This window comes from Cohaesibacter celericrescens, from assembly GCF_002866925.1.
Taxonomy (GTDB): Bacteria; Pseudomonadota; Alphaproteobacteria; order Rhizobiales; family Cohaesibacteraceae; genus Cohaesibacter; species Cohaesibacter celericrescens.
Map to the genome: position 1 here is coordinate 1 of NZ_PKUQ01000050.1, position 23899 is coordinate 23899.

The following is a 23899-nucleotide window of genomic DNA, read 5'->3' on the forward strand; positions in this document are numbered from 1 at the left end:
TCAACGAGAAACGTGATGAAGGCAAATCTGAACTAACCATTTCATCTGCCGATCTGACCTCTGATGGTCTGAACCTGACCGATGCCACGTCCCTCAGCGCTGATGAATCCAACCTGAAACTGGATTCCTTGTCAGACGCTCTAACAACACTGCGCAAGCAGGCATCAACCTTCGGTTCCAACCTTTCTACAGTGCAGATCCGTAAGGACTACACCAAGGAAGCCATCAACACCCTTCAAACCGGTGCGGATGCTCTGGTTCTGGCCGATGGCAACGAAGAAGGCGCAAACATGCTGGCCTTGCAGACCCGTCAGACGCTGTCTACAACAGCCCTGTCTCTGGCATCTCAAGCAGACCAAGCCGTTACAAGCTTCCTTCGGGCCTAATAAGCTCCGTTACAAAAATACGAAAAGGCGGGGAAATCCCCGCCTTTTTTCATTTTTACGGTTAGCAGCTTATCAGCCCTTGCCTTTTGACCTTTGCATACCGCTTTAACTAGACTAGAGCCTATCCATATAACATTGCGAGGTTTTTGCGATAAGTGATCTCGTTTAAAGAAAGACTTCAGCATCCTACAGTATGAGGATCGTTGGAACCGCTCTGGGAAAAAAGGTGGGCTGCTGGCCTAACTGCGAAAACACAGGATTTGCTATGTCTTTGAAAATAGAACTTCGCCCCGCCGAGCGCATCATTATTGGCAACAGCGTCATCACCAACGGAGACAATCGCGCCAAACTATATGTCGATGGCACAGCCCCTATTTTGCGCGAAAAAGACATCCTGACGAGCGATACCGCCAACAGTCCAGCTCGGCGCATTTATCTATGCATTCAGCTGATGTATTTGGGCCAGGATCTCTCCAAGCATAAAGAAACCTACTTTACTCTTATCAACGATTTTTTACAGGCCGCCCCCAGTGCATTAACGATTGTAGACACCATAAATAGTAAAATATTAACTAATTCTCTCTACCCTGCTTTGAAAGAAGCCAAAGCTCTTATTAGGTATGAAGAGGAGTTACTCCGGGATGTACAGCCAGTCCGCAGCGAAAGCCTACCAGAACACGGGTAACCAGGCAGGAAATCCACGTGAGCGAGAAGCTGCGCTTTTGATTAAGGCAGCCGCATATCTGCAACGCACCAAATTGGAAACATCGACACCCGACGATCTTGATTATGCCCTGACTTTCAATCGCAAAATCTGGACTATGTTTGTTGGTGAACTGCTTGATGAAAACCATGAAATGCCCAAACCGTTGCGCGAAAACTTAGTCAATCTGGGACTGTTTACATTCAACCATACCTTGGAAATCATGACGGATCCCCAATCCAAGACAGTGGATAGCCTGATCAATATCAACCGCAATATTGCTGAAGGTCTGCGCGCCAACAACTAGGCGAGACGCAAACAGATGATCGCATTTTTCTGCGCCGCCCAAACGGGTCCGGCGCAGTTTTTGTTTGTGGAGTTCCTATAAATCAAGACACCAAAGGAACCACAAGCAGACCGACACCGAACAAAAAGGGCAGCTGTTAAGCCACCCATTTTCAATTGCTCCAGTGCTATTCACAACAGGCTAAATATAGTTGGTCAAGGTCAACTGATACATCATAGACGCTGCCTGATAGGAGGCTTCTATGGTATTTTTCAGGGTCATGATTTTCGCCGCGACCTCTTCCGTATCAACGCCCTCGATATTGTCTGAAACCGTCTGAAGCATGCTCGTAGTCGTCATATGCCGCGTATCCGCGTCCTTCATCACTTTACTTGCAACACCGAGTTGGGTTTGAATGGTCTTGACCACGTCACCCTGATTGACGCTTGAAAGGCCGGACGAAATTGCATCGGCAAGAGCACCGTAGCGGTTCTTATCCAGGCTGCTATTCTCATCAAAGGTAGGCAGTGAGAAGGCGGTCATATAGGCCAACTGCCGCGCGATACTGTCTTCATTTGCTCGCGCTCCGTAGGATATATCCAGCCGACTATCGACCTGTGCCACGGCCGTATCACGAGCACTTCCGATACTATTGTCTCCCACATACCAATTCACGGTTGGTTTGCCCGCAGCAGTCGCAGTATCCAATGTGGTGGCTGTTTCAGGGGTACCAACAACGCGTTTGGGTTCCCCGCCATTTCCGGTGAGGAAAAAGTCCTGCGCGGCTTGTATTCGAGAAGCCGCCTCTCCCTCTGTCGCAACACTTTGCTCAATCTGAAAGGCCAACTCAACTTCGATTGCAGCGGCGATATCATCGGGTGTGCCATTTAGAGAGAAATTCCCCTCACCCGGCATCGTTATGCCATTGGCAGCAACCAAACGCACCACTTTGGACGATCCATCAGGCAGTTCAAAGGTAAAACTCATGGCCTCATTAGCCGAAGGCGCCGCCGTTAGAGCCACTGAGATACTGGCGGGACTCCCCGTAGGGCCCGTAACGGTCGCATTACTCAGAGTGCTTGAGACCGCGCTCAGCTTATAACCAAAATCGGTAACCTGTTCCGACATTGTCATGATCGAGCCGGTGGTTGAAAGGTCCAATCGACCACGCCCGTCACTACCAGCATCGGCACGCATCCGTTCATCGGTCACAGTGATCAGACCATCCTGACCAGTCATACCATTGACGATCTGATCGTAGCTCCTTGTCGGCTGAACATCGGATGTCGTGCCTGAAAACACAAAATCACCATCGACCTCAGTATCAAGAAGCCCCAAGGCCTCTTTCACCAAAGTCGCAGCCGTCATCTGACCAACAGACTGGTTCTCGGCGGTGATATCATATTGGGTTGACGTCGCCGAACCACTGACCTCAGAGCCAATATCGACCAGACGCTGCAACGATACATCCATCATGGAAATCTGAAGTTGTGCTTGATCGATCGTGGAACGAAATCCATCGATTGACGAAATCTGCGCACGTAGATCCAGAGACTGTCCGACGTCCCCACCCAACCCGCTATAGGTTAGAGACTTCTTGCCCGTGCTGAGCTGGACGGTCAAATCTTCCAGTTTGTTGGAATTGCCGCTGAGGATATTCATAAGCACAGAAGAGGAGTAACCATTAGGTCCAGTGATCATAATAAGCCATCTCTCTTTAAATACGCATCAACGCGTCCATCATTTCCTTAACAGCGGTCATGACACGAGCATTTGCGGAATAGGCTGTCTGCAATTCCAGCAGATTGGCCAATTCGATATCAATGTCGACATTTGAGGTTGATTCAAACCGCGCCTGAACATTGTTCATCACAATTTCCTGGCCCTCTAGTCGGGTCTGTGCGGTATTAGCCTGTTCGGCCTGATAGGAAATGATCTGTCTCGCAAATTCATCCACCGTCATCGTCACCGGGGCGCCGCCTGACTGATAGGTGAACTGCAGTTCAGTGTTGGTCAGCGCATCATACAATGCGCTCGGACGCGTCTGATCCGATGCCCCTGCAGAACTGTCATATTTAACGAGCAAACTCGGATCGTCAACAAGAGCCGAATTGATGGCAATGCGTCCAGCAAACCCCACTTGCTGAGGGATACCTTCCACTTCACCTGAATAGATACCCGGTCCTGTGCCACTATCGACAAAAAACGGTAACGCCGTTGCCTCTTGCTGCAAACCGGTTGCAGTGGCTTTGGCATCAAAAGACTGAATATCGACCGTATTTGCTGCGCCATCATCCAGAACACGCAAAGAATTACCAGATGGATTGCTGACTGTGAAAGCCGCTCCAAGAGCTGTCTGCACCTGCGCTGCAACACTGGCCATGCCACCGGAAAAGTCAATGCCGACAACTCGATCATCATTGCGCGCGGTTACATCATCAACCAATGGCAAAGACAAAGCAGTCTCGGCCCGCACGAATGATACTGTGTTGGTATCTCCTGTTCCGACATCCTGATACGTAAAGGTGAAGACATCACCCGATTGCAAATCGCTCAGGTCAAGATCAAATCCGGCTTGCGCGCCAGATGTTGCGGCAACGCCCTCAACATCAAACTTGCTGAACGCATCGGCCATGCCGTCGGCCAAACTATCGAGTTGGTTCTGCGCTTCAACCAAAACGTCATCGCGCAATTCGATCAACGCACCAATCGTACCGCCATCAAAACCACCCGACGACGTCATGTCCAACAGACCGCCATTGGAGTTTTTCAGAGAAATACTACCCAACATGCTTTGTGCAGGATCTGCGTTCCATTCGGTCTCGGCACTGACGGTGCCATAGGCTGTAAATTCAAATTCTGAAGCAGCTTGATCATAAAGTGACACGCCATTGGTCGTAGAAATCTTGACAGAATTATTCTCGCCATGTTCGACGCGAACTGGCACCAGTTCAGACAATTGTGTAATCAGCATATCTCGCTGATCCATCAATCCCACCGGATCCACGCCATTCAGCGTCATTTCCTGAATTTTGCTGTCAATGCTATCAATATTTTGCAAATATCCATTGAGGTTTGCAACAGTTTCCTCAATTTCAAACTCCGCGTTCTGACGCAGTCCCTGAATGGCTTCAGAGGTTTCATTCAGTTTCTGGACCAGAACCGCAGCTTCATTGAACACTTCCAGCCGCGTTGCCTCGTCATCTGGACTTGTCTGTAGTTTCTGCAATGAACTGCCAAATTCATTGACCAGAGTATCGAGTGCGTTCGACCCACCCGGTTGCCCCAATAGGGCATCAACCTGACCGAGATATTGGTTGAGGGTGCTGGCATAACCGGTGGCAGCGGTTTCCGACCAGAATTGCTTCTGCGCAACTTCATCGAGCGTCCTCTGCATAGTCGTATTGACTACGCTGGTGACTTGCCCATTGAGAACCAGATCCTCGCGGTTGCTTGTCTTTCTAGTGTAACCAACCGTATTGGCATTGGTAATATTGGAGGACACAACCTCCAGCTCGCGGTTGGTCGCCCGCAATCCGGATTGCGCAATCGTCAATGCTGTACTCAGAGCCATTTGACTTCCTCCTGATCGCAGCCCCCCGATCCACAAAGGATCGGGAGACTAGGATCAATTTCCATAAACTAACGAATGACCTGCATGACTTCCGAAAGCATATCTCGTGCGGTCGACAACACGCGAGTATTGGCGGTATAGGCCTGTTGAGACACGATCATCTTGGAAAATTCATCAGCAATATCAACGTTAGAGGCTTCAAGTGAGGAACCGCGAATCGAACCGGTCGCTCCCAAAATAGCTTCGCCCGAATCTTCAGATGCGAGGAAAGCGCCGCCACTTTCTCGCGCCAGATAGTTATCACCATCAAACGACGCCAGAATGATCTCCGCCATATTGCTTGATTTGCCGTTGGAATAGTTAGCAACCACATACCCGGAAGAGTCGATGCTGATATTGGTCAATTCGCCGGCAGCTGCACCATCCTGTGACAAATTCATATTGGCCACACCTGTGTTGGTGGAGTAGCCGGTGATGCCGTTGCCACCATGGTCGAGCACGATATTACCCAGATTATCGCCATCAACCGTCATAGCAGGCACAGTTACCGAAGCCGTAGGAGCCGTCATGTCACCTGCAACGTTAAACGTATAATCCTGCCCTACGTTGGTCCATTTGGTTGCAGTCCCTGTGGCCTCAGAATCGCTTTTGTAAAACAGGTTCCACGTATCTTCTGTCGCGGGCACCGCAGATGCGTCGCCTTCAAGGGTTTTGGCCCAACGCAGCTGTACGCTGACATTTTCACCATTAGCGACATAAGCAGTGATTGCGCCACCAGAGATGGACTGGGACAGGAAATTTGTTTCATCCTGAGCCTGAACCGTACCGGTACCAGCCGTGGTTGGATCTACGGTATATCCTGATCCCGGGGTCAACACAGAACCGCTTGAATCTGTGGTAGATGGTGTTGCTGGCAAGTTACCGGTGTAGGTAATGGTCGTTGTTGCCTCGGCCGCCATAAAGCCTTCTTCAAAAGTAGTCGGCTTGGGAACAGAACTAACGGGGTTTCCGGTCGCATCATCCAATTCAATCACGGCCAGATAGTTGCCGGCGTCATTGACAAAATAGCCATCCTGATCGAGCGTAAAGTCACCTCGGCGGGTATAAAGCGGTGTGCCATCAAAAATTGGGGAGCCATCCACTTCGCCGATTTTGTTATAAACCACGAAATAGCCATCGCCACTGATCGACATATGTGTCGAAGTATCCGACGCACCGACAGGTCCAGCCACTGTGTTGGTGCCGCGTGAACTGGTCAACACAGAGCCAGATTTCTGAGCGCTTTTATCAGAGGTAAAGTTGCTTACCAAATCAACAAACGCCGTATCAACGCGTTTATAGCCCGTGGTAGAAGCGTTGGCGATGTTGCCTGAAATGTTTTGCATTGCAGTTGACTGCGCGCTCATTCCTGCGACGGAGGTCGTTAGCGCTGAATAAAGACTCATGGTACTTCCCTTTGAAGAGATACAAATCAGATTGCCTTTACATCAGCAAGTTTCGGGCCAGTTTTGATAAATTTTTAAATTCAATAAAATCAAATACTTATCAATATTAACCCTTTATTAAGCAGGAAGTTTTGACCTTATCGAGAGGGCAAGCGGAAATATTTGCCCGTAGGAACGAGGCCATTTGAGTCGCGGTTCTGGTTCTGAAATTGGCTCGCGCCCGGTGAAATTTGATTGCACGCCTCATTCTGGCCGATATAGTCGCACTGCGAAGATGAGCAACCTCAAGTGCTCGGACCTTAAAATGGCCAGCCAATCCAAAAAACCACAGGGGAATGTTATGCGCTTTGAAGGCACATCAAATTATGTCGCCACAGAGGATCTCAGAATTGCGGTCAATGCGGCGGTAACACTGCAACGCCCCCTTCTGGTCAAGGGAGAGCCGGGCACCGGAAAAACAGTTCTGGCGCAAGAGATTGCCAACGCCCTTGATGCCCCTTTGATAGAATGGAACATCAAATCAACCACCAAGGCGCAACAGGGCCTGTATGAGTATGACGCTGTCTCACGCCTGCGCGATAGCCAATTGGGCGATGAACGGGTCAAGGATATCGCCAATTATATTCGCCGCGGTAAGGTTTGGGAGGCGTTTGAATCTCCCAAACGGCCAGTGTTGCTGATTGACGAGATCGACAAAGCGGACATTGAATTTCCAAATGATCTTTTGCAGGAACTGGATCGCATGGAATTCCATGTCTATGAAACCGGCCAATTGGTCAAAGCAAAACAGCGCCCGATTATTCTCATCACCTCGAACAACGAAAAAGAATTGCCCGACGCCTTTTTGCGCCGCTGCTTCTTTCACTATATCCAGTTCCCCGATGAACAAACGATGCGCGACATTGTTGAAGTTCACTATCCGGGTATCAAAAACCGGTTATTGAATCAGGCATTGTCTATCTTCTATTCTGTGCGTGATGTCTCCGGCCTGAAAAAGAAACCGTCAACGTCTGAATTGCTCGACTGGATCAAGCTATTGCTCAACGAGGATATTGATCTGGAAACCTTGCGAGAAACCGACCCAACCAAGACAATTCCGCCTCTGCACGGTGCCTTACTCAAGAATGAGCAGGATGTGCATTTGTTCCAACGCCTTGCTTTTATGGCCAGAGGGCAACGTTAAAACAGGACAACGTTAGACCCAACACCCAAGACAGTGGCGCTTAACTGCGCCACTCATCCCACCAGTCATGCATTTGCAGTCCCCAATAGACAAGCTGCGTCCCCATACGTCCGATAGGACCACCGCCCCATTGCGCATCAAAAGGCTCAAACAGGCGATGCCGGTCTGAAAGCCCCGCGATCCCTTCCGCTGCCAGCATGCCGATGGTTGCCGTGCTGTTGAGCCCATGCCCGCCCGTCGCAGTCGCAGACCACAGTCCGGGCTCCATTTCGCGTAAGACAGGCATTTTGTGCAGGCAATAGCCCATCAAACCAGCCCAGGCAAAATCCACCCCGAAGTCGCCAAGCTGCGGATAGATCGAAAGAATGTCTTTTTTCAGCATTGATGCCAGCGCCTGAGGCTGCGACCGGCGGGTCGTCATGCGACCACCCCACAACAACCGCGAGCTATCTTCAACGAGGCGGTAATAATCCCCTGCTCGACGCGTATCCCCAATGCACCCCGCGTATCGAATGGCACGGCTTAACTGGTGCGCCATCGGCTCAGAAGTCATAACATAGGTCGCAACAGGCAGAACCGCGCGTTCGAGCTTGGGATAAAGATCTTGCATATAGGCACTGCCGCACAGCAAAACCGAACCGGCTTGCACATGCCCATTGCCCTCACAGCGCACAGTCCAATGCCCACTGGACTTTTCCAACGAACGGGCCTGTTGGCCTTCATATATTTGCCCGCCGCGCTGCCGAATATCCTGAGCCAAGGCCAATGCATAATTGAGAGGTTGAATATGAAAAGCCTCAGGATCTTCCATGCCCTGAAAATAGAGTTCTGAGACCAGATGCTCGCGGACGCGTTCCTTTGGCCAATAGCCATAGGCGGTGCCATACACCGAATTGAAATAATCGATGTCTCGTTGCAACCGGTCTTCATTGCTATAGCGAGACACCCGAAGCCAGCCTTCTTGGGGGCGCACACCGCGCGCGCCCAGCTCTGAGACAGCTTGCTGAACATAATTGGTCCCCAATCTGGAGACATCGAACAGCGCCTTGGTTTGCGCCACCCCGAGCTGCCGCTCCAGCGCACCAAGCCCTTGCGCATAGCCGTCAGAGACAAAACCGCCATTGCGGCCAGAGGCACCCCAGCCAACCCGATTGCCTTCAATCAGCACCACTGACTTACCGGCTTTTAGCAACTCACGAGCAGCAGTGAGGCCTGCCAACCCCGCCCCGATGATACAAACATCCACCTGCACTAGACCATTCAGGGTCAAAGGACTTAAAGCTGGCACCATTGTGTGCTTATAAAAACTGTCAATATAGTCAATATGTGTCATGCAATTGCAGTATCTTTGAGTAAAATATCAGGACTTGCGTCGCGTTCATCGCGGCTACACTATAAATGTCTTGCCAAAGATATGCCCTTGTCGTGCTGCATGCCAGCCTCTTTCCTGATGTGTAGCTTCGTTTTCACAGTTCAATCAATGATGAGTGCAACTGAAGTGCGCGTCATGGACCCGAAGGAAGTTGCATTCATGCTCAGACTTTTTTTGCTGCGCCACGCCAAATCATCATGGTCTGATCCAGACCTGCATGATTTTGACAGGCCCTTGAACAAACGCGGCAAGAAGGACCCGCCCAAAATCGCCCTCGCGATGAAAGAACGGGGGTATTGTCCCGACCGCATTCTCTGTTCATCGTCCATGCGCACAAAAGAAACACTGGGCGGCATTCTTCCCGGTTTACAAGGCGACGTCAGCCTGAAGCTGCTGGATGATCTCTATGAAGGCCATGCCCCCGACTATCTTGTGATCATGCGGGCCCATGCCAAAGACAGCAACAACCTGATGATCGTCGGGCACAACACCGGCCTGCACGAAATAGCCCTTCGGCTGATCACCAACACCAACACACCGTTGGCTACCGACATGGAAATAAAGTTCCCAACTTCGGCTCTGGCCGTGATCGACTTTGATTGTGACAGTTGGAACATGGTAACGGCCCAGAGTGGTCAGCTGATCGATTTTATAAAACCACGAGATATAGCAATTGATATGCACGCAATCCTTCTGGAAAATCCGGCACCCGCGTTCTTTCGTCGCTAAGCACCAGAGGCGCAACAGCCGCTCACTTTGATAAAACGCCTGCGTTATATTTGCATTCTCGCCGTGCCTTGCTTACATCCATAAGCATGCTAGAGCATGATGGATAAGCGTGGTTGCGCCGTTTCAAGCGACCAAAGACAGGCGAAGCTATGAAACTATTCGATGAAGTAAGGATCGCAACGTCCAATCTAACGGATTTTGCCAGCGACTTGGCAGAGCCCACCTTGCGTTTGGGTGTCACGGGATTGGCGCGTGCGGGCAAAACCATTTTCATATCCTCCAGTCTGCATAACATCATCCATGGGGGGCGTTTGCCACGCTTTGAAGCCCATGCGACAGGACGCATCGGCACCGCAGAAATCAGCCCCCATCCAGACACCCTCATTCCGCGCTTTCGGTATGAAGATCATATCGCAGATCTAACCGACACCCGCGTCTGGCCCTCCTCCACCAGCAGAACCAGCCAGGTCCGTCTCTCCCTTCGATACCAATCCAAAGGAAGCTTCAAACGCACGTTCCAATCGGACAGGTTGGCGCTCGATATTGTCGATTACCCCGGTGAGTGGTTGCTCGATCTGACCTTGATGGATCAGGACTATCGCACGTGGTCTGCACGGTCCTTCAAACAAGCCAACAAACCGCTTTACAAAACCCATTCGCACCTATGGCGGGCCTTCGCCGAGGGCATCCATGGTAAGCTGGACACACAGCTGCAAGGCGACGAACCAGTGTTGGAGACCATCGCCCGCGAGACCACAAACAACTTTACCGCGTATCTACTTGAGGCAAAAAAGGCCCGCGGAGCCTATGCTCTCCTGACCCCTGGCCGCTTCCTTATGCCCGGCGATTTACAAGACAGCCCTGCCCTAACATTTGCTCCCTTGCCCGACGATCTGTTTAGCAAAGACCGCAAGAGCCTTTGGGCCATGATGGAACGCCGGTTCGAGGCTTATAAAAATTCGATCATTGTGCCTTTCTATCGTGATCACTTTGCCAGACTTGATCGACAGATTGTCCTGATTGACCTTCTTGCCGCTCTTAATGAAGGACCTGAAACGCTGGCCGAGCTGGAAGAAACCATCACCGAAATTCTCCGCGCCTTCCGCCCCGGCTCTCGTTTCTGGCTTCGCAATTTAGTCTCCCGCCGGATCGATAAAATCCTGTTTGCCGCCACCAAAGCAGACCATTTGCACCACACCTCCCACGACCGTTTGGAGCGCATTCTCAATCGCCTCGTTGAGCGCGCCGCACAGCGGCTGGAATCGGCAGGTGCCGACTATGAAACCATGGCCATTGCCGCCGTCCGCGCCACCCGTGAAGCCACACTTAATGTAGATGGTGAAGATCTACCGTCCTTGGTCGGAATCCCGATGGCCGGTGAATCTTTAGGTGAAGACGAATTTGACGGAATATCAGAATTTGCCTTATTCCCCGGAGACTTACCGACAAATTTTGAATCACTTTTTGAACCAATTGATTCAATATCTCAAAAAAAATCTAACACTAGGGATGAAGAAACCAGCAGCAAAGCGATTTCGGTTTCCGCACCGCCGCTCCACTTCAAGGACCCGTTACGGTTTGTGCGATTCCGGCCTCCCGAACTTGACAAATCCTCAAGTGGAACGGCGCTTTCGCTGCCCCATATCCGCCTTGACCGCGCCCTTGAATTCCTGCTGGGAGATATTTTGAAATGAGCAAAAAAGACCCAAAATCTGGCTCAACACCCTCCCACAGCAGGCGTGCTCCGCGTGCAGTCCGCCTTGACCGCGGGGCCTATGGTGACGATATTGCACGCCCCACACCAGACACTGGTGCCACAATCTCCATGGGATCAGGTTCAAACGCCAACGGCAGCGATTATTTTGACAATACCGCTCTGGAGGAAGAACCGGCCTACAAGCCCATCCGCAAGAAGGGCTGGTCTTTGGCCTCACTATTCTGGAGCGCCCTAACAGGGGTCTTGATGCTGGCGCTTGGGCTCTGGCTGGACACCCTGATCCGAGAACTTTTTGCTCGCTGGCAATATCTGGGATGGTTCGGAATCGCACTGGTTAGCATGGCAGTTTTATCCCTGCTGTTCTTCCTTCTGCGAGAGCTACTGGCCCTGCGACGTTTATCACATTTGGACCACCTACGCGAAAAAGTTGCAGAGCTTTATAAAGACGGAGACCGCAAACAAGCGATGAAAATCGCCAACGATCTGCTGCACCTCTATGAGCCACAACCCTCCTTGTTTCGCGCCCGTCAGTCCTTAAAACAGGATCTTCCCCACCTGTTTGACCCCGAAGATATTCTCGCCCAAACCGAACAGACCTTGATGCCGCCGGTCGATCAGGCCGCCACCCATCGGGTACATCAAGCCGCCAAGCGCGTCGCCGTCGTCACAGCCCTCAGCCCGCGCGCACTGTTCGATATCATTGTTGTTCTGGTCGAAACCGTCCGTATGGTCCGCGCCATTGCCGAGGCCTATGGCAACCGCCCGGGCTTTGTTGCCATGCTTCGGCTAACGGGCCATATCGCAGGCAATCTAGCCGTCACCGGCGGCATGGCAGCCGGTGAAACCCTGATGCAGCAAATCATCGGTCACGGCCTTGCCGCGCGCCTCTCTGCCAAGCTGGGAGAAGGGTTGTTAAACGGCATCCTCACCGCGCGGATCGGACTGGCAACCATCGCTCTGTGTCGCCCTATGCCCTTTGTCACGCAAGAACAACCCAAGCTGGGCGCGGTCATAAGAACCTTGCGCGCCACATCTGACGAGATGGAAGGCGAGCCGGTTAAAAACAAGAAAGCCAAAACTTGAGTTTGGCCCCGCGCCCTATTGGGTCCGGCATCACGCATCCTGCTAAGGACCACTTGCCCCAACCATCCAAGCGCGCCTAACTGAAGCGAACGCCCCATCTTCTCAGGGCTTTAAATCTGGCCCGCTTTGACTTTGAGATGTACCGATATGTTCATCCACTTCTTCACACAATTACGCGCTGCCAAGGTCCCCGTTTCATTGCGCGAATATTTGATGCTGATGGAAGCACTCCAAGCCGACCTTGCGGAAAAGAGAGTGGAGGACTTCTACTATCTCTCCCGTGCGATTCTGGTTAAAGACGAAGCCAATCTAGACCGGTTCGACCAAGTCTTTGGTGCCACCTTCAGAGGCTTGGAAAGCTTGAGCGATGCGGTAAACGAGGCACCCATTCCTGAAGAATGGCTCAAAAAACTAGCCGAGAAGTATCTGACAGAAGAAGAAAAGGCGGAAATTCAGGCTCTGGGTGGTTTTGACAAACTGATGGACACGCTGAAAGACCGGCTCAAAGAACAGCAAAAGCGTCATCAGGGCGGCAACAAATGGATCGGGACGGCAGGTACATCTCCGTTTGGAGCCTATGGCTACAATCCCGAAGGCGTTCGCATCGGACAGAGTGAGTCCCGCCATCGCCGCGCGGTTAAAGTCTGGGACAAGCGCCAATTCAAAGATCTGGATGGAGATTTGCAGCTTGGCACCCGCAACATCAAGGTCGCGCTGCGTCGCCTCAGACAATTTGCCCGCACCGGTGGCACAGAAGAGTTGGACCTATCGGGCACCATCAACAGCACAGCCCACAAAGGCTATCTCGACATCACGATGCGTCCGGTGCGGCACAATGCGGTCAAGGTCTTGCTGTTTTTCGACATTGGCGGATCCATGGACGACCATGTGCGCATTTGCGAAGAGCTATTCTCGGCTGCACGCACCGAGTTCAAGCAGCTAGAATATTTCTACTTCCACAATTGCCCCTATGAATATGTCTGGAGGACAAATGCGCGCCGCCATGCAGAGCGCATCCCTACATGGGATGTGCTGCATAAATTTGGCTCCGATTATAAAATTATCTTCGTCGGTGACGCTGCCATGTCACCCTATGAGATCGCCCACCCCGGTGGTTCAGTTGAACATTGGAACCAAGAGGCCGGCCATGTTTGGCTTTCTCGCATTCAGACTATTTATGACCATGCGGTCTGGCTCAACCCTACACCGCAACAGCACTGGGACTATACCTATTCTATCGGAATGATCCGAGACTTAATGCAAAAACGCATGTATCCGCTCACGTTGGAAGGCATTGATCAGGCCATGCGCACCTTGATGCGGTGACCTCAGCCCTGACATTTGTGCCCATCCTGTTGTTGCATGTCTGCAATCCATCTTCTTTATTTGACGTAAAACGGCCTTAGCTGCTAAATCAAGGCTACCTTCCCTGATCTGACAGGCCCCCGAAATGACCGCGACAAATTCCCAGACAGCCAGCAGCTGGCGCACTCCCTTTATGTTGCTCATGCTTATGAGCGCCGCTATGCAGCTGTCTTTTGCCAGTTGGTGGAACCTGTTGAACAATTTTGCGGTCAATGAGATCGGCTTCACCGGAAGAGAGATTGGCATTCAACAGTCACTGCGCGAGGTCCCCGGCTTTCTGGCCTTTACTGCAATTTTCGTCTTGTTGATCCTGCGCGAACAGACCTTTGCACTCTTGGCGCTGCTGCTGCTCGGCATAGGTGTGAGCCTGACAGGCATGATGCCATCAACTTGGGGGCTATATTTCACAACCATCATCATGTCCATTGGCTTTCATTATTACGAAACGACCAATCAATCGCTGTGCCTTCAATGGCTACCCAAAGACAAAGCCCCCGCGATGATGGGGCGCATCCTGTCCGTCGCAGCCATGGCGCAATTGGTCGCCTATGCAGTGATTTTCATCACATGGCAAACCCTGCATCTTTCCTTTGAACTGGTGTTTGCCATCGCAGGAAGCCTAACCATTGTGATGGTGATCTTCCTTTGGCGTGCCTTTCCCCAATTTGAAGCAACAACACCACAGCGCAAACATTTGGTGCTGCGCAAACGCTACTCGCTCTATTATGCCCTCACCTTTATGAGCGGCGCTCGGCGTCAGATCTTCACAGTCTTTGCCGGTTTTATGATGGTTGAGCGGTTTGGCTATCAGGTGCACGAGATTTCGGCCCTCTTCCTGATCAACTGCCTGTTCAACATGTTCTTTGCTCCCGTTATTGGTCGCTTCATTGGCCAATTCGGCGAACGCAGAATGCTGACAATCGAATATACCGGACTGATTGTTGTCTTCCTGTCTTATGCCTTTGTATCAAATCCATGGATGGCAGCTGGCCTGTATGTGATAGACCACGCCTTTTTTGCCATGGTGATCGGCACAAAGACCTATTTCCAGAAAATTGCCGACCCTGCAGACATTGCTCCCACTGCCGGTGTGGCATTCACGATCAATCATATCGCTGCAGTGATCATTCCGGTTGTCTTTGGTCTGATATGGTTGGCGCATCCGTCAGCGGTCTTCCTGATCGGTGCGGGCCTTGCTTGCATTTCGCTTGTTTTGGCGCGGCTCATTCCAACAGACCCGATTGAAGGAAGAGAATGGATCGGCAAAGTCACAATACCACAACAGCCCGCTGAATAAACGGCTGCACCAAAAGCCTATCCTCTGCGGGCGACGCCCACATGGTGGGTACCGATAATGCGAGAGCCGAACCCCAAATCATAAATATCGTAGCGCTCAAGCTCAAACCCTGCCGCTTGGATCAGCCCACCCACATCGCGATTAAGATGGCATCCCGATGCCATCCACCGCCACGGTGGCGTTAGAACATCCTGCAATCGGGATACATGGTGTGTTTCGGACCGACCATGCTCACAAAAATACAGCCGCCCAAACGGCTTGAGCACTCTATGGGCTTCCGACAAGGCCGCTGCCACATTGGGTATAGAACAAAGCGAATAGGTCACCACCACAGAATCAGCACAGTGTGAGGACAGTGACATCGCTTCTGCGCTTTCAACCAACAGCTCGGCAGGGATATCCTGTTGCGCAATCGCCCGTCGCGCCAAGCGCGGCAGGCCGTCATCGGGGTTGATACCAATTACCTTGCGCACCAATGACCGATCATAGTGCGGGAGATTGAGCCCAGAACCGAAACCGATCTCCACCACATCACCAGAGGCAAAAGGCACGACCTTCTGACGCTGACGCGCCACCATAGGTAAGCCACAAACCAGATGCACGCCCGACGGCATAATACGGCCTAAAAGAGTGTCAGGCTTACTATCTTGGCAGCTGTGCGTCATGTCTCACCAATGCAATTGATATATTCGATATATCGAAACTACATATTGCGACTTCCAACACATAGGTCAACCCACGCTTTTGAGAAGGCCCGTTGCAAGAGACACAAGAACAAGAGATCGCCTGATGGGAAGATACATCTTGTTAAAAAAAAGCCGGCATCACGGTGCCAGCTTTTCCCGTCCGAATGCAAATCCGGATCCACTCACGTGCGCGGTTGTCGTATCAAGCCTGAAATTCGGGAATACGAATAACCACACCATCAAGCTCTTGGGTCATTTTGATCTGACAGGACAAACGACTGGTCTCGTTGGAATCCTGAGCAAAATCGAGCATATCTTCTTCCATGGCCTGAGGTTCGCCGGTCTTATCGGTCCATGCCTCATCGACATACACATGACAGGTCGCACAGGCGCAAGCACCGCCGCACTCGGCTTCAATTCCCGGAACGCCGTTTTTCACGGCGGCTTCCATCACGGTTGCGCCATCTTGGGCTTCAACTTCATATTTGGTTCCGTCAAACGTGACGAACGTAATCTTAGGCATTGAATTAGGCTCTCTAATAAAAGGTTTGATGACCTTCGCTATACCCTAATTCGCCCACAAGGCAAAGAAGCAGATTGTATCGTAAAGTATCGTTTCGAATCCTAGGCACCCTTAAGTGTTTAGAATCGAGCGGATCTCCAGCAAGGTTTCATCGACAGCCAGCCGCAGCGCTTGCACCAGATTTTGAGTATCACCTTTACCAGCTTCCAACGCCTCCGCGGCATGGGCCACTTGCCAAGCCCCTATGCCTTTGGCCGCTCCCTTGATACTGTGAGCATACTCTTTGCGATCAACCACTCCCACATCCAATTGGCCAAGTTTCAACACCATTTGATCGGTGAACAATTGCAAAACCTCACGTTGGAGATCTTCATCTTCCATCGTTTGCCGCGCCAAATGATCGCGATCTAATATCACCGTCTGACTTTGCATTCCGCCCTCACTGCCCAGCCTCAACAGACCACTCCAATTTTGAAAAATCCAATTTTAACGACCTCTGTTAACCATAAAACCCTATTTTGCCGCAAACCAAAGCAATTAATTTGCAGACAAGCAAAGCCGTCGGCAGCAAAGCCAATGAAGGCATGCACAGAGGCAAAATAATCAAATTTTCCAAGCTCTTAATGACGGCAATCTGGGCTACAATCTGGCGATGTCAAACCTTTGATCGCCGAATGGTTAACAAATAGCGACAAGGGTCGGAAAATTATGGTTTCTTTGCCTTTCCTCTCCTTGTACGATGCTCCTCTATATATCGGACATCTGCGACCAATCGGCATTTGCACAATTTCGCTCTTTTCGCTGCCTAACTTTGTTACAGTCAGAATAGCGCTAAAAAGAAGTTTGTTGTTGGATTGATCGACTGTGGTGATATCAAAAAATTCCCGCAAGGGTGGCATTGTTGTCTCTATGAGGCAGAAACCCGATGGATGACATCGGGGGTTAGAAACGACAATGAGTTGGCGAGTATCGAGTAAATAAGGCTAGAACCGACATGGTAAGAAAGTCTCCAAAGATTCAGGACCCGACAGAAGCGGCTTTGTCGGCAGTTGAAGATGCTTTGAAACTGGATTTCGATGTCTCAGAAGAGACTGGCGAAAGCAAATCCACAGACAGCGCTGTGACTTCACGCGATTCCCTATCAGACAATGGCTCAGCCACGTCTGATGCGAGAAGCAACAGGGTCAAACCAAGACCTGCCAACGACGATCAGCAGTCGGTCGGCCATTTGCTTCATGCTTTGCAGCAACCACCCAGCTCAACACCCTATTGGTTTGCAACCCTGCTCTCTGGTGCCTGGTTCGCCATTGGCGGTGCAGCTTTCTATTTTGGGTTGGCCAAGGACCTCCTCGCCACGGGAGGCATGGATGCCCTTTTGACCTCTCCCACCGCATTGGCATCGCTTGCAGGGGTCGTCCTGCCCGTCATCCTATTCTTTATGATGGCTTATATGATTGTCCGCTCGCATGAAATGCGTCAGGTCTCTTATACCATGACCGAAGTTGCCATGCGTCTGGTTGAGCCGGAAAATGTCGCCAAAGAATCTGTCGTTAACGTTGGACAAGCCATTCGCCGCGAAGTGGCTTCCATGAGTGATGGCATCGAACGGGCATTGGCCCGCGCTTCCGAACTGGAGGTGATGGTGCATAATGAAGTGTCTTCACTGGAGCGCGCTTATTCAGAAAATGAATTGCGCATCCGCTCACTCATCGAAGAATTGATCACCCAGCGCGAAGCCATTGTTACCAACTCCGAGCGTGTGCGTGCATCAATCTCTGGCGCCCACACAAGCCTGACCGACGAGTTGAGCACATCAAGCGAATCTATCTCCAAAAGTGTTTCGGACGCAGGGTCACGCGTTACCTTGTCTTTGGCTGAAAAAGGCGAGCAAATCACCATTGCTCTGGCCAATGCAGGCGAGACCATGGTCAATGTCCTGTCCAACCGTGGTTCCGATCTGGTTGACCGCCTCTCTTCAACCGGTTCAAACGTTACTGAGTCGCTCTCGACAGCCGGTGAAAGCATCACCAATCAGCTCAACATGTCCGGCACCGACATTTCCCAAAAACTGGAACTCACCGGTAGTGATCTGACCAGCCAACTCGCAAGCATTGGCCATGAAGTCACGGACCGTTTCATCGGAGCGGGTCAGGAATTGACCACAACATTGTCCGAAACCGGAGCCAATGTTACACAGAATATTTCGCAAGTCGGCGATGGCCTGAATGCCAATCTGAAGTCCATCGGTAGCGAAGTCACCGAGAATTTGGCCAACACCGGCGGCGCACTGACGCACGAGCTGAAAGAAATCGGCGCCAATGTTACCGGTAGCCTGACCGAGATCAGCACCAATGTGACCACCAGCCTGACCGAAATCAGCGCCAACATGACCAATACCATGTCGGAGACCGGTTCAACGGTTGCCGAAAACATCCGCGAGCAAGGCACCCAGATTGTTACGGCGATCACCGAACGCTCTGCCGATGTTTCCGAAGCACTCAAAGGGACAGGCGACGCATTGTTGGTCGATTTGTCCTTGCGCGGCAACGAAATCAACGAAAAACTGGATGAAACGGGCAGCAACATTGCCCATACCATTTCCGGTGCTGGCGACAGCCTCACCTTGAATATGACCGAAACCGGTACACGCATTGCAGAAACCATCTCCAGTCAGGGCGACAGCCTCACAAGCAAGCTGGACCAAACGGCAGACCGTATACATCAGACCGTTACGGTCAAAGGCTCCGAGCTCAACCAGCAGCTTGAAGGCCATGCAACCAATCTGGGCGCAATCCTCGATGAGCGTTCACAATCCATGGGCACTTTGCTCGAAGGCCAGACCAACAATCTTACAGAACGTCTCGATGAAGCGGCAGGCAAAGCAAGTCAGGCCCTCAACAGCCGTTCAATGGAAGTGACCGAACGTCTCGCAATGGTTGGCACCGAAATCGCCAAAGTCATAGCGCAACGTGGTAACAAAGTTAAAGAGCTGTTCGAGACGACCGGTGGCGAACTCACGGACGCCCTGCAAGGCCAGAGCGAGGCAATACGCCAAGCTATGGAAGAACGGGTCAAAGCCTTTGATGACGTCATTGGAGTACAGGGCACAAATCTGGTCAGCCACCTGGGTGACAGACTGGATACGCTCAGCCAATCCATGGACCAGCGCATCAATACGCTGGATCAAACCCTGTTTGCCCGTGCTGGCGAAATAGAAAGCATGCTGGACACCCGTCTGGAAGGCTTCTCTGTCAGTGTTTCAACCAAAGCACAGGAAGTGGCCAGCACTCTTATCAGCCACACCACCGGATTTGAAAAAGGTATCTCGGAACGCTTGGGCGGGTTCGAACAAAATATCTCCAGCCTAACGCAGACATTTGCCTCCAAGGCAGACACACTCAATACGACATTGGACGAACGCACATCCAAACTCGACGATACTTTGGATAATCGTGCACGGCAGATCAACGAAACGCTGTTGGAACGCACCACCGACATTGCCGCGGCCTATTCCAAAGGGCAGAAAGACATCAACGAGAGTATGGACAACCGTCTCACGATGGTTGGCGACACCTTGTCCCGTCAAGCCCACGAGCTTACGGAAACACTTTCTGATCGTGTTGCCGAGATCAATGTCTCACTCGGTAGCAAAGTCTTTGAAGTGGCCGAAACCCTTGATAGCCGCTCGGCTCAAATCGAGGCTATTCTCAATGATCGCATGAACGCCATTTCGACCAATTTCGCGACAGAGAGCGCCAAAGCGCGCGATTCACTGGCTTCGACCCTCACCACCGCCAGCGCCGAAATCACCGAGAAAACAGAAAACTTCAATGCAGTTCTAGGCTCCCGGTCTGCCGAATTGTCCTCCATTTTGGATGAAAAAGGCAATGCGGTTGTGCATGCTCTGGACAGTCGTTCAGAAAATATCACCAGCACATTCCAAAAAGCGGGTGAAAGCATCATTCATAGTCTCGCAAGCCGCGGTGGTGAGATTGCTAAAGCTGTGGCTCAGGAAAGTGCCCGCGCTTCTCAGACTCTGGCTCAAACCGGAGAGAATCTGGTCGCAGCCATCACCGAGAACAGCACACGTGCAACAGAAACACTGGATCTAAGCGCCAGCAAAGCAGTTCAGGCAATCACAGAAAGCTCAGATCGTTCTGTCGGTTCCCTAACCAGCAGCACAGAGCGTGCAGCACAAACGATGATCGCCAGTTCCGAAAAGGCGGTACAAACGCTGGAAGAAAGCACCAACAGGACCCAGCAATCATTGGTCGCAACCTCTCATCAAGCTGTACAGACTTTGGAAGAGACCACCACCCGCACGCAAGAAACAATGTCTGCCAGCTCACAAATTGCGGTTCAGGCACTTGAAGAGAGCACCAACCGTACCCAGCAATCACTGGCGACAAGTGCACAGCAGGCAGCAGAATCTCTCAGCCAAAGCTCCAGCGAAACACTTTCTGCAATGAATGAAAGTTCGCAGCGTACGGTCAATGCCCTGAACCTCAGTTCCGAGCAAGCCAAAGCCGCTCTGGAAGCGTCTTCCAGTAATCTGGTTAAAGCAATCGCCCAGAGCAGCCATGATGCCATCATCGATCTGGACACCTCCAACAAGCGTCTTGTTGAAGCGATCCGAACCTCTGCCGAGGAAGCATCGCAGTCGATGAACAGCACCAACGAGTTGTTGCGCTCGGACGGAACCGAAATCGTAGAGCGCCTGAAAAATGCCAACGACACCTTGTCCGAGCTCTTGCTCAATGCTGGACGCAGCTTGTCGACCATAGAGACCAGCCTGTCAGCCCAGACCGGACAGTTCCGCGATGTTGTTGAAACAGTGGTTGCGGAAGCAGGCAACTCAACACAGCAGCTCACAAGTCATGTTCACGATTTGCGCAACGTCTCCAGTGGTATTCTTGGGCAAGTCGCATCCCTGACCGACAAATTCGAAGAACAGGCCTCTGCATTGGTCAATACCACCCAACTGATGGAATCCACCAACCATCGCCTGGAAGGAACGACTGAGGAACGCCGCGCCATGTTGGCGTCCATGACGGACGACCTCACACGACGCACCGAATCTATCGAGGCTGTGCTTAATAACTTCACCTCAATCATTGCAAGCACCCTTTCCACTGCGGAAGGCCGCGCACGCGATGTAGGCATGTTGCTCAGCCAAAGCACCGAAGGTGTTTCAAAAGAAGTGATGGATCAACTCGAGCAACTGCGTATCAGCGCCTCTTCCGAGGGACGCCGCGCAGCGGAATCCATCCGTGAAGTTCAGCGTGAAATGAGCGAAGAAATGGCTCAGTCCATGGCGGAAGCCAACGAGCGCTTTGAAAAGGCAACTCACGACATTCGCTCAATCACACAAGAAGTGAAACGAGATCTAGATGCCACACGGGCTGAGCTCAAACATGGTCTTGCGGAACTACCCGGCGAAACGCGGGAAGCAACAGGCGCAATGCGCCGCGTTGTATCAGAGCAGATAGACGCTCTGAAAGAACTGTCGCGTGTGGTCCAACGCCACGGTAACAGCTTCGATACAGTGCCAGCTGAAAGGCCTGCCCAACGCCCTGCACCAGCGGCACGCACCTTGCCTCCTGTCCCTGTGCAACAACCGACCCGTCATCCAGAGCCGCAAGCGCCTGTAGCCCCTGCTCCAAGCAGCTATACCGCACCGGCACATCATGACGACGACGACAATCGGTCCGGTGGATGGGTTTCCGACTTACTGCGCCGAGCGTCCCAGGAAGACTCGATGCCACAACCCGGCGACGCTGCCGCTCTAGCCCCGCTGAGCAATGACATTGTCAGAGGAATCGATGGGTCAAATCAGTCTCTAGCTTGGGAAAGCTATCGTCGCGGCGAAGGGGGAAGCTTCACTCGTAGGCTCTACACTTTGAAAGGCCAACAAACGTTTGAGGATATTCGCACCCGCTATCAGCGTGACAATGACTTCCGCACAACGGTGAATCGTTATGTTGCAGACTATGAGCGCATTCTCGATGACATTTCCAGAAAAGACCGTGATGGCTCGGCGACGATGAACTATCTCACCTCCGAGACGGGCAAGGTCTACACCATGCTGGCTCATGCAAGTGGTCGCTTGGGCTAAACCAGCGGCGATTTAAGCAACGATTGAAAACAAAAAAGGGTGCCAAATGGCACCCTTTTTATTCGCACTTCTTTTAGGTGCTCTAAATAGAGACGTTAAAGATTGGACTTAACTGAAATCAGCAACACGGTCTCTTAAATCAGCAAGTCGCATTTCCATGTCTCCGACCATGACATCCCGCTCAGCCTTAGCATCAGACTTATCCGCTTTAGCAGAAGCAAATACATCTGCATCAGCGCTGTGCACATCAGAACCAGTGAGAACTTTTGCTTGCGCAGAAGCCTCTTCATTCTGCTGACCTGTTTCCTCAACAAGGGCAGAAGCAAAAACATCCGCCTCTTCCATTTTGTCGTTTGACGACACAGCGACAGCATCTACCGTTTCAGTCGCCCAATCGAGATCGTTCATGTCAAGAGTGGCAAACTCGACGGTCTCAGCAGTCAATTCCGAGATCGGCTCATCAGCGGTAACGGAGGTTTCAGAATCGGTTTCGGTTTCTATGGAGTCAAAATCAATATCAATCGATGCATTGTCAAACACATCAGTTGCATCCGCAACATCTGACATCTGATCAAAAAGAGCATCGACATCATCTTGACTGGAATCATGTTGTTCCGCAGATTGACTCAGGATCACATCCACATCACTCTGCTCAACACCTTCACCATTCAGAGAAGGGCCATTAAGCAAGTGGGAATCAGGGCGCGCATCCTGAGATTTGGCCTGTGTATGATCAATCTCAACACCTTGGGATTCAAATCCCCAGATGTTGATCATGGAATTGATGCGGGTTTCAACATAACTCATCGCATCTACGATTTTCTTGATACGTTGCCCTGTCAAATCCTGGAATGAACAAGCCATATAGATATTTGTTGCTTCACCATCCAACGCATTGCAATCTTCTTCATTGGCGCCCTGTTCACGTAAAGTCCAAGCATATTCCTGAATCTTTTCAGCAGCACCGAGAATTTCACTGGTCGCGTTTTCAGTCTGGGAAACAATGGCATCCAGTTCGACGGTTGCTCGCTCAAAGCGCTCGGCACCATCGTTGTCTTCGTGCTTGATCTGAGCAATTTCCAGTTTGGTTTTTTCAATGGCGGCCGCCATATCCGCCAGATCCAGCTTAACCCGGTTCATCACAGACGCAGGAGCACGCTCACGAACAACTGATTTTTCCAGTTTATCTATCGCGTTTAATAGAGTATCTGTATCAGCATTCCGATTTCGTCTCGCATATTCCGACAAGAACCACCGACCTCGAGCGGTCTCCATCACAGCGGCTTCAATTGCCAGATAGTCCTCTTGTCTCAGAGGTGTTGGTGGCATGGGCTTGCTCATCTGTTTGACCACAATCCTATAGTAATTGGCTCGAATCAGCGTCTGGATTACGCATATTCATACTCAGATGCTACAGCCGAATCCTTAACGTTTT

18 protein-coding genes are annotated in these 23899 nt (G+C 51.5%); 10 read left to right on the forward strand and 8 right to left on the reverse strand.

Annotated features, from left to right (window positions below):
• The 3 genes from C0081_RS19050 to flaF form a co-directional block, all read left to right on the forward strand.
• The coding region (locus C0081_RS19050; RefSeq protein ID WP_280952897.1) for a flagellin at nucleotides 1-386 on the forward strand (386 nt) is incomplete at its 5' end.
• Between the two features lie 265 nt (nucleotides 387-651).
• Nucleotides 652-1071, forward strand: coding sequence for a flagellar biosynthesis repressor FlbT (flbT, locus tag C0081_RS19055; protein WP_101532333.1), 420 nt, complete (start codon nucleotides 652-654; stop codon nucleotides 1069-1071).
• Nucleotides 1028-1396: a flagellar biosynthesis regulator FlaF gene (flaF, locus tag C0081_RS19060; RefSeq protein ID WP_101531938.1), complete on the forward strand. Its 369-nt coding sequence runs from the start codon at nucleotides 1028-1030 to the stop codon at nucleotides 1394-1396. Before flbT ends, flaF begins: the two co-directional genes overlap by 44 nt.
• A 180-nt stretch (nucleotides 1397-1576) precedes the next feature.
• Here the strand turns inward: flaF and C0081_RS19065 are convergent, their stop codons facing one another.
• From C0081_RS19065 to C0081_RS19075, 3 genes are all read right to left on the reverse strand, one after another.
• The gene (locus C0081_RS19065; RefSeq protein ID WP_101531939.1) at nucleotides 1577-3076 is read right to left on the reverse strand and encodes a hypothetical protein; all 1500 of its coding nucleotides are present in this window, start codon (nucleotides 3074-3076) and stop codon (nucleotides 1577-1579) included.
• Nucleotides 3077-3092: 16 nt separating this feature from the next.
• On the reverse strand, nucleotides 3093-4949 hold the full coding sequence (flgK, locus tag C0081_RS19070) for a flagellar hook-associated protein FlgK (RefSeq protein ID WP_101531940.1): 1857 nt from the start codon (nucleotides 4947-4949) through the stop codon (nucleotides 3093-3095).
• 68 nt (nucleotides 4950-5017) lie between these two features.
• Nucleotides 5018-6394 (reverse strand): flagellar hook protein FlgE, encoded by a 1377-nt coding sequence (locus tag C0081_RS19075; RefSeq protein WP_101531941.1) that lies wholly within the window; start codon nucleotides 6392-6394, stop codon nucleotides 5018-5020.
• A 340-nt stretch (nucleotides 6395-6734) separates the two neighbouring features.
• Here C0081_RS19075 and C0081_RS19080 point away from each other — a divergent pair, with 340 nt between their 5' ends.
• The gene (locus C0081_RS19080; RefSeq protein WP_101532334.1) at nucleotides 6735-7577 is read left to right on the forward strand and encodes an AAA family ATPase; all 843 of its coding nucleotides are present in this window, start codon (nucleotides 6735-6737) and stop codon (nucleotides 7575-7577) included.
• 40 nt (nucleotides 7578-7617) lie between these two features.
• Here the strand turns inward: C0081_RS19080 and C0081_RS19085 are convergent, their stop codons facing one another.
• Nucleotides 7618-8910: an NAD(P)/FAD-dependent oxidoreductase gene (locus C0081_RS19085; RefSeq protein WP_101531942.1), complete on the reverse strand. Its 1293-nt coding sequence runs from the start codon at nucleotides 8908-8910 to the stop codon at nucleotides 7618-7620.
• 198 nt (nucleotides 8911-9108) lie between these two features.
• Here C0081_RS19085 and C0081_RS19090 point away from each other — a divergent pair, with 198 nt between their 5' ends.
• The 5 genes from C0081_RS19090 (at nucleotide 9109) to C0081_RS19110 (ending at nucleotide 15140) form a co-directional block, all read left to right on the forward strand.
• The gene (locus C0081_RS19090; RefSeq protein WP_180966692.1) at nucleotides 9109-9678 is read left to right on the forward strand and encodes a SixA phosphatase family protein; all 570 of its coding nucleotides are present in this window, start codon (nucleotides 9109-9111) and stop codon (nucleotides 9676-9678) included.
• Between the two features lie 149 nt (nucleotides 9679-9827).
• Nucleotides 9828-11372, forward strand: a complete 1545-nt coding sequence (locus tag C0081_RS19095) for a YcjX family GTP-binding protein (protein ID WP_101531944.1) — start codon at nucleotides 9828-9830, stop codon at nucleotides 11370-11372.
• The gene (locus C0081_RS19100) at nucleotides 11369-12478 is read left to right on the forward strand and encodes a YcjF family protein (RefSeq protein WP_101531945.1); all 1110 of its coding nucleotides are present in this window, start codon (nucleotides 11369-11371) and stop codon (nucleotides 12476-12478) included. Before C0081_RS19095 ends, C0081_RS19100 begins: the two co-directional genes overlap by 4 nt.
• A 147-nt stretch (nucleotides 12479-12625) precedes the next feature.
• A complete protein-coding gene (locus tag C0081_RS19105; protein WP_101531946.1) occupies nucleotides 12626-13804 on the forward strand; it encodes a vWA domain-containing protein in 1179 nt (392 codons plus the stop codon).
• 124 nt (nucleotides 13805-13928) lie between these two features.
• Nucleotides 13929-15140, forward strand: a complete 1212-nt coding sequence (locus C0081_RS19110) for an MFS transporter (RefSeq protein WP_210200353.1) — start codon at nucleotides 13929-13931, stop codon at nucleotides 15138-15140.
• A 17-nt stretch (nucleotides 15141-15157) separates the two neighbouring features.
• Here the strand turns inward: C0081_RS19110 and C0081_RS19115 are convergent, their stop codons facing one another.
• From C0081_RS19115 to C0081_RS19125, 3 genes are all read right to left on the reverse strand, one after another.
• Complete coding sequence (locus C0081_RS19115; RefSeq protein ID WP_101531947.1) at nucleotides 15158-15805, reverse strand: class I SAM-dependent methyltransferase; 648 nt, start codon at nucleotides 15803-15805, stop codon at nucleotides 15158-15160.
• Nucleotides 15806-16028: 223 nt separating this feature from the next.
• Nucleotides 16029-16349 (reverse strand): 2Fe-2S iron-sulfur cluster-binding protein, encoded by a 321-nt coding sequence (locus tag C0081_RS19120; protein ID WP_101531948.1) that lies wholly within the window; start codon nucleotides 16347-16349, stop codon nucleotides 16029-16031.
• Nucleotides 16350-16460: 111 nt separating this feature from the next.
• Nucleotides 16461-16781, reverse strand: a complete 321-nt coding sequence (locus C0081_RS19125) for an Hpt domain-containing protein (RefSeq protein WP_101531949.1) — start codon at nucleotides 16779-16781, stop codon at nucleotides 16461-16463.
• 562 nt (nucleotides 16782-17343) lie between these two features.
• Here C0081_RS19125 and C0081_RS19130 point away from each other — a divergent pair.
• Nucleotides 17344-22464, forward strand: coding sequence for an apolipoprotein A-IV repeat region-like domain-containing protein (locus C0081_RS19130; protein WP_101531950.1), 5121 nt, complete (start codon nucleotides 17344-17346; stop codon nucleotides 22462-22464).
• A gap of 108 nt (nucleotides 22465-22572) precedes the next feature.
• On the opposite strand, the gene C0081_RS19135 is transcribed toward C0081_RS19130, so the two are convergent.
• The gene (locus C0081_RS19135; RefSeq protein WP_180966693.1) at nucleotides 22573-23793 is read right to left on the reverse strand and encodes a protein phosphatase CheZ; all 1221 of its coding nucleotides are present in this window, start codon (nucleotides 23791-23793) and stop codon (nucleotides 22573-22575) included.
• Between the last annotated feature and the right edge of the window lie 106 nt (nucleotides 23794-23899).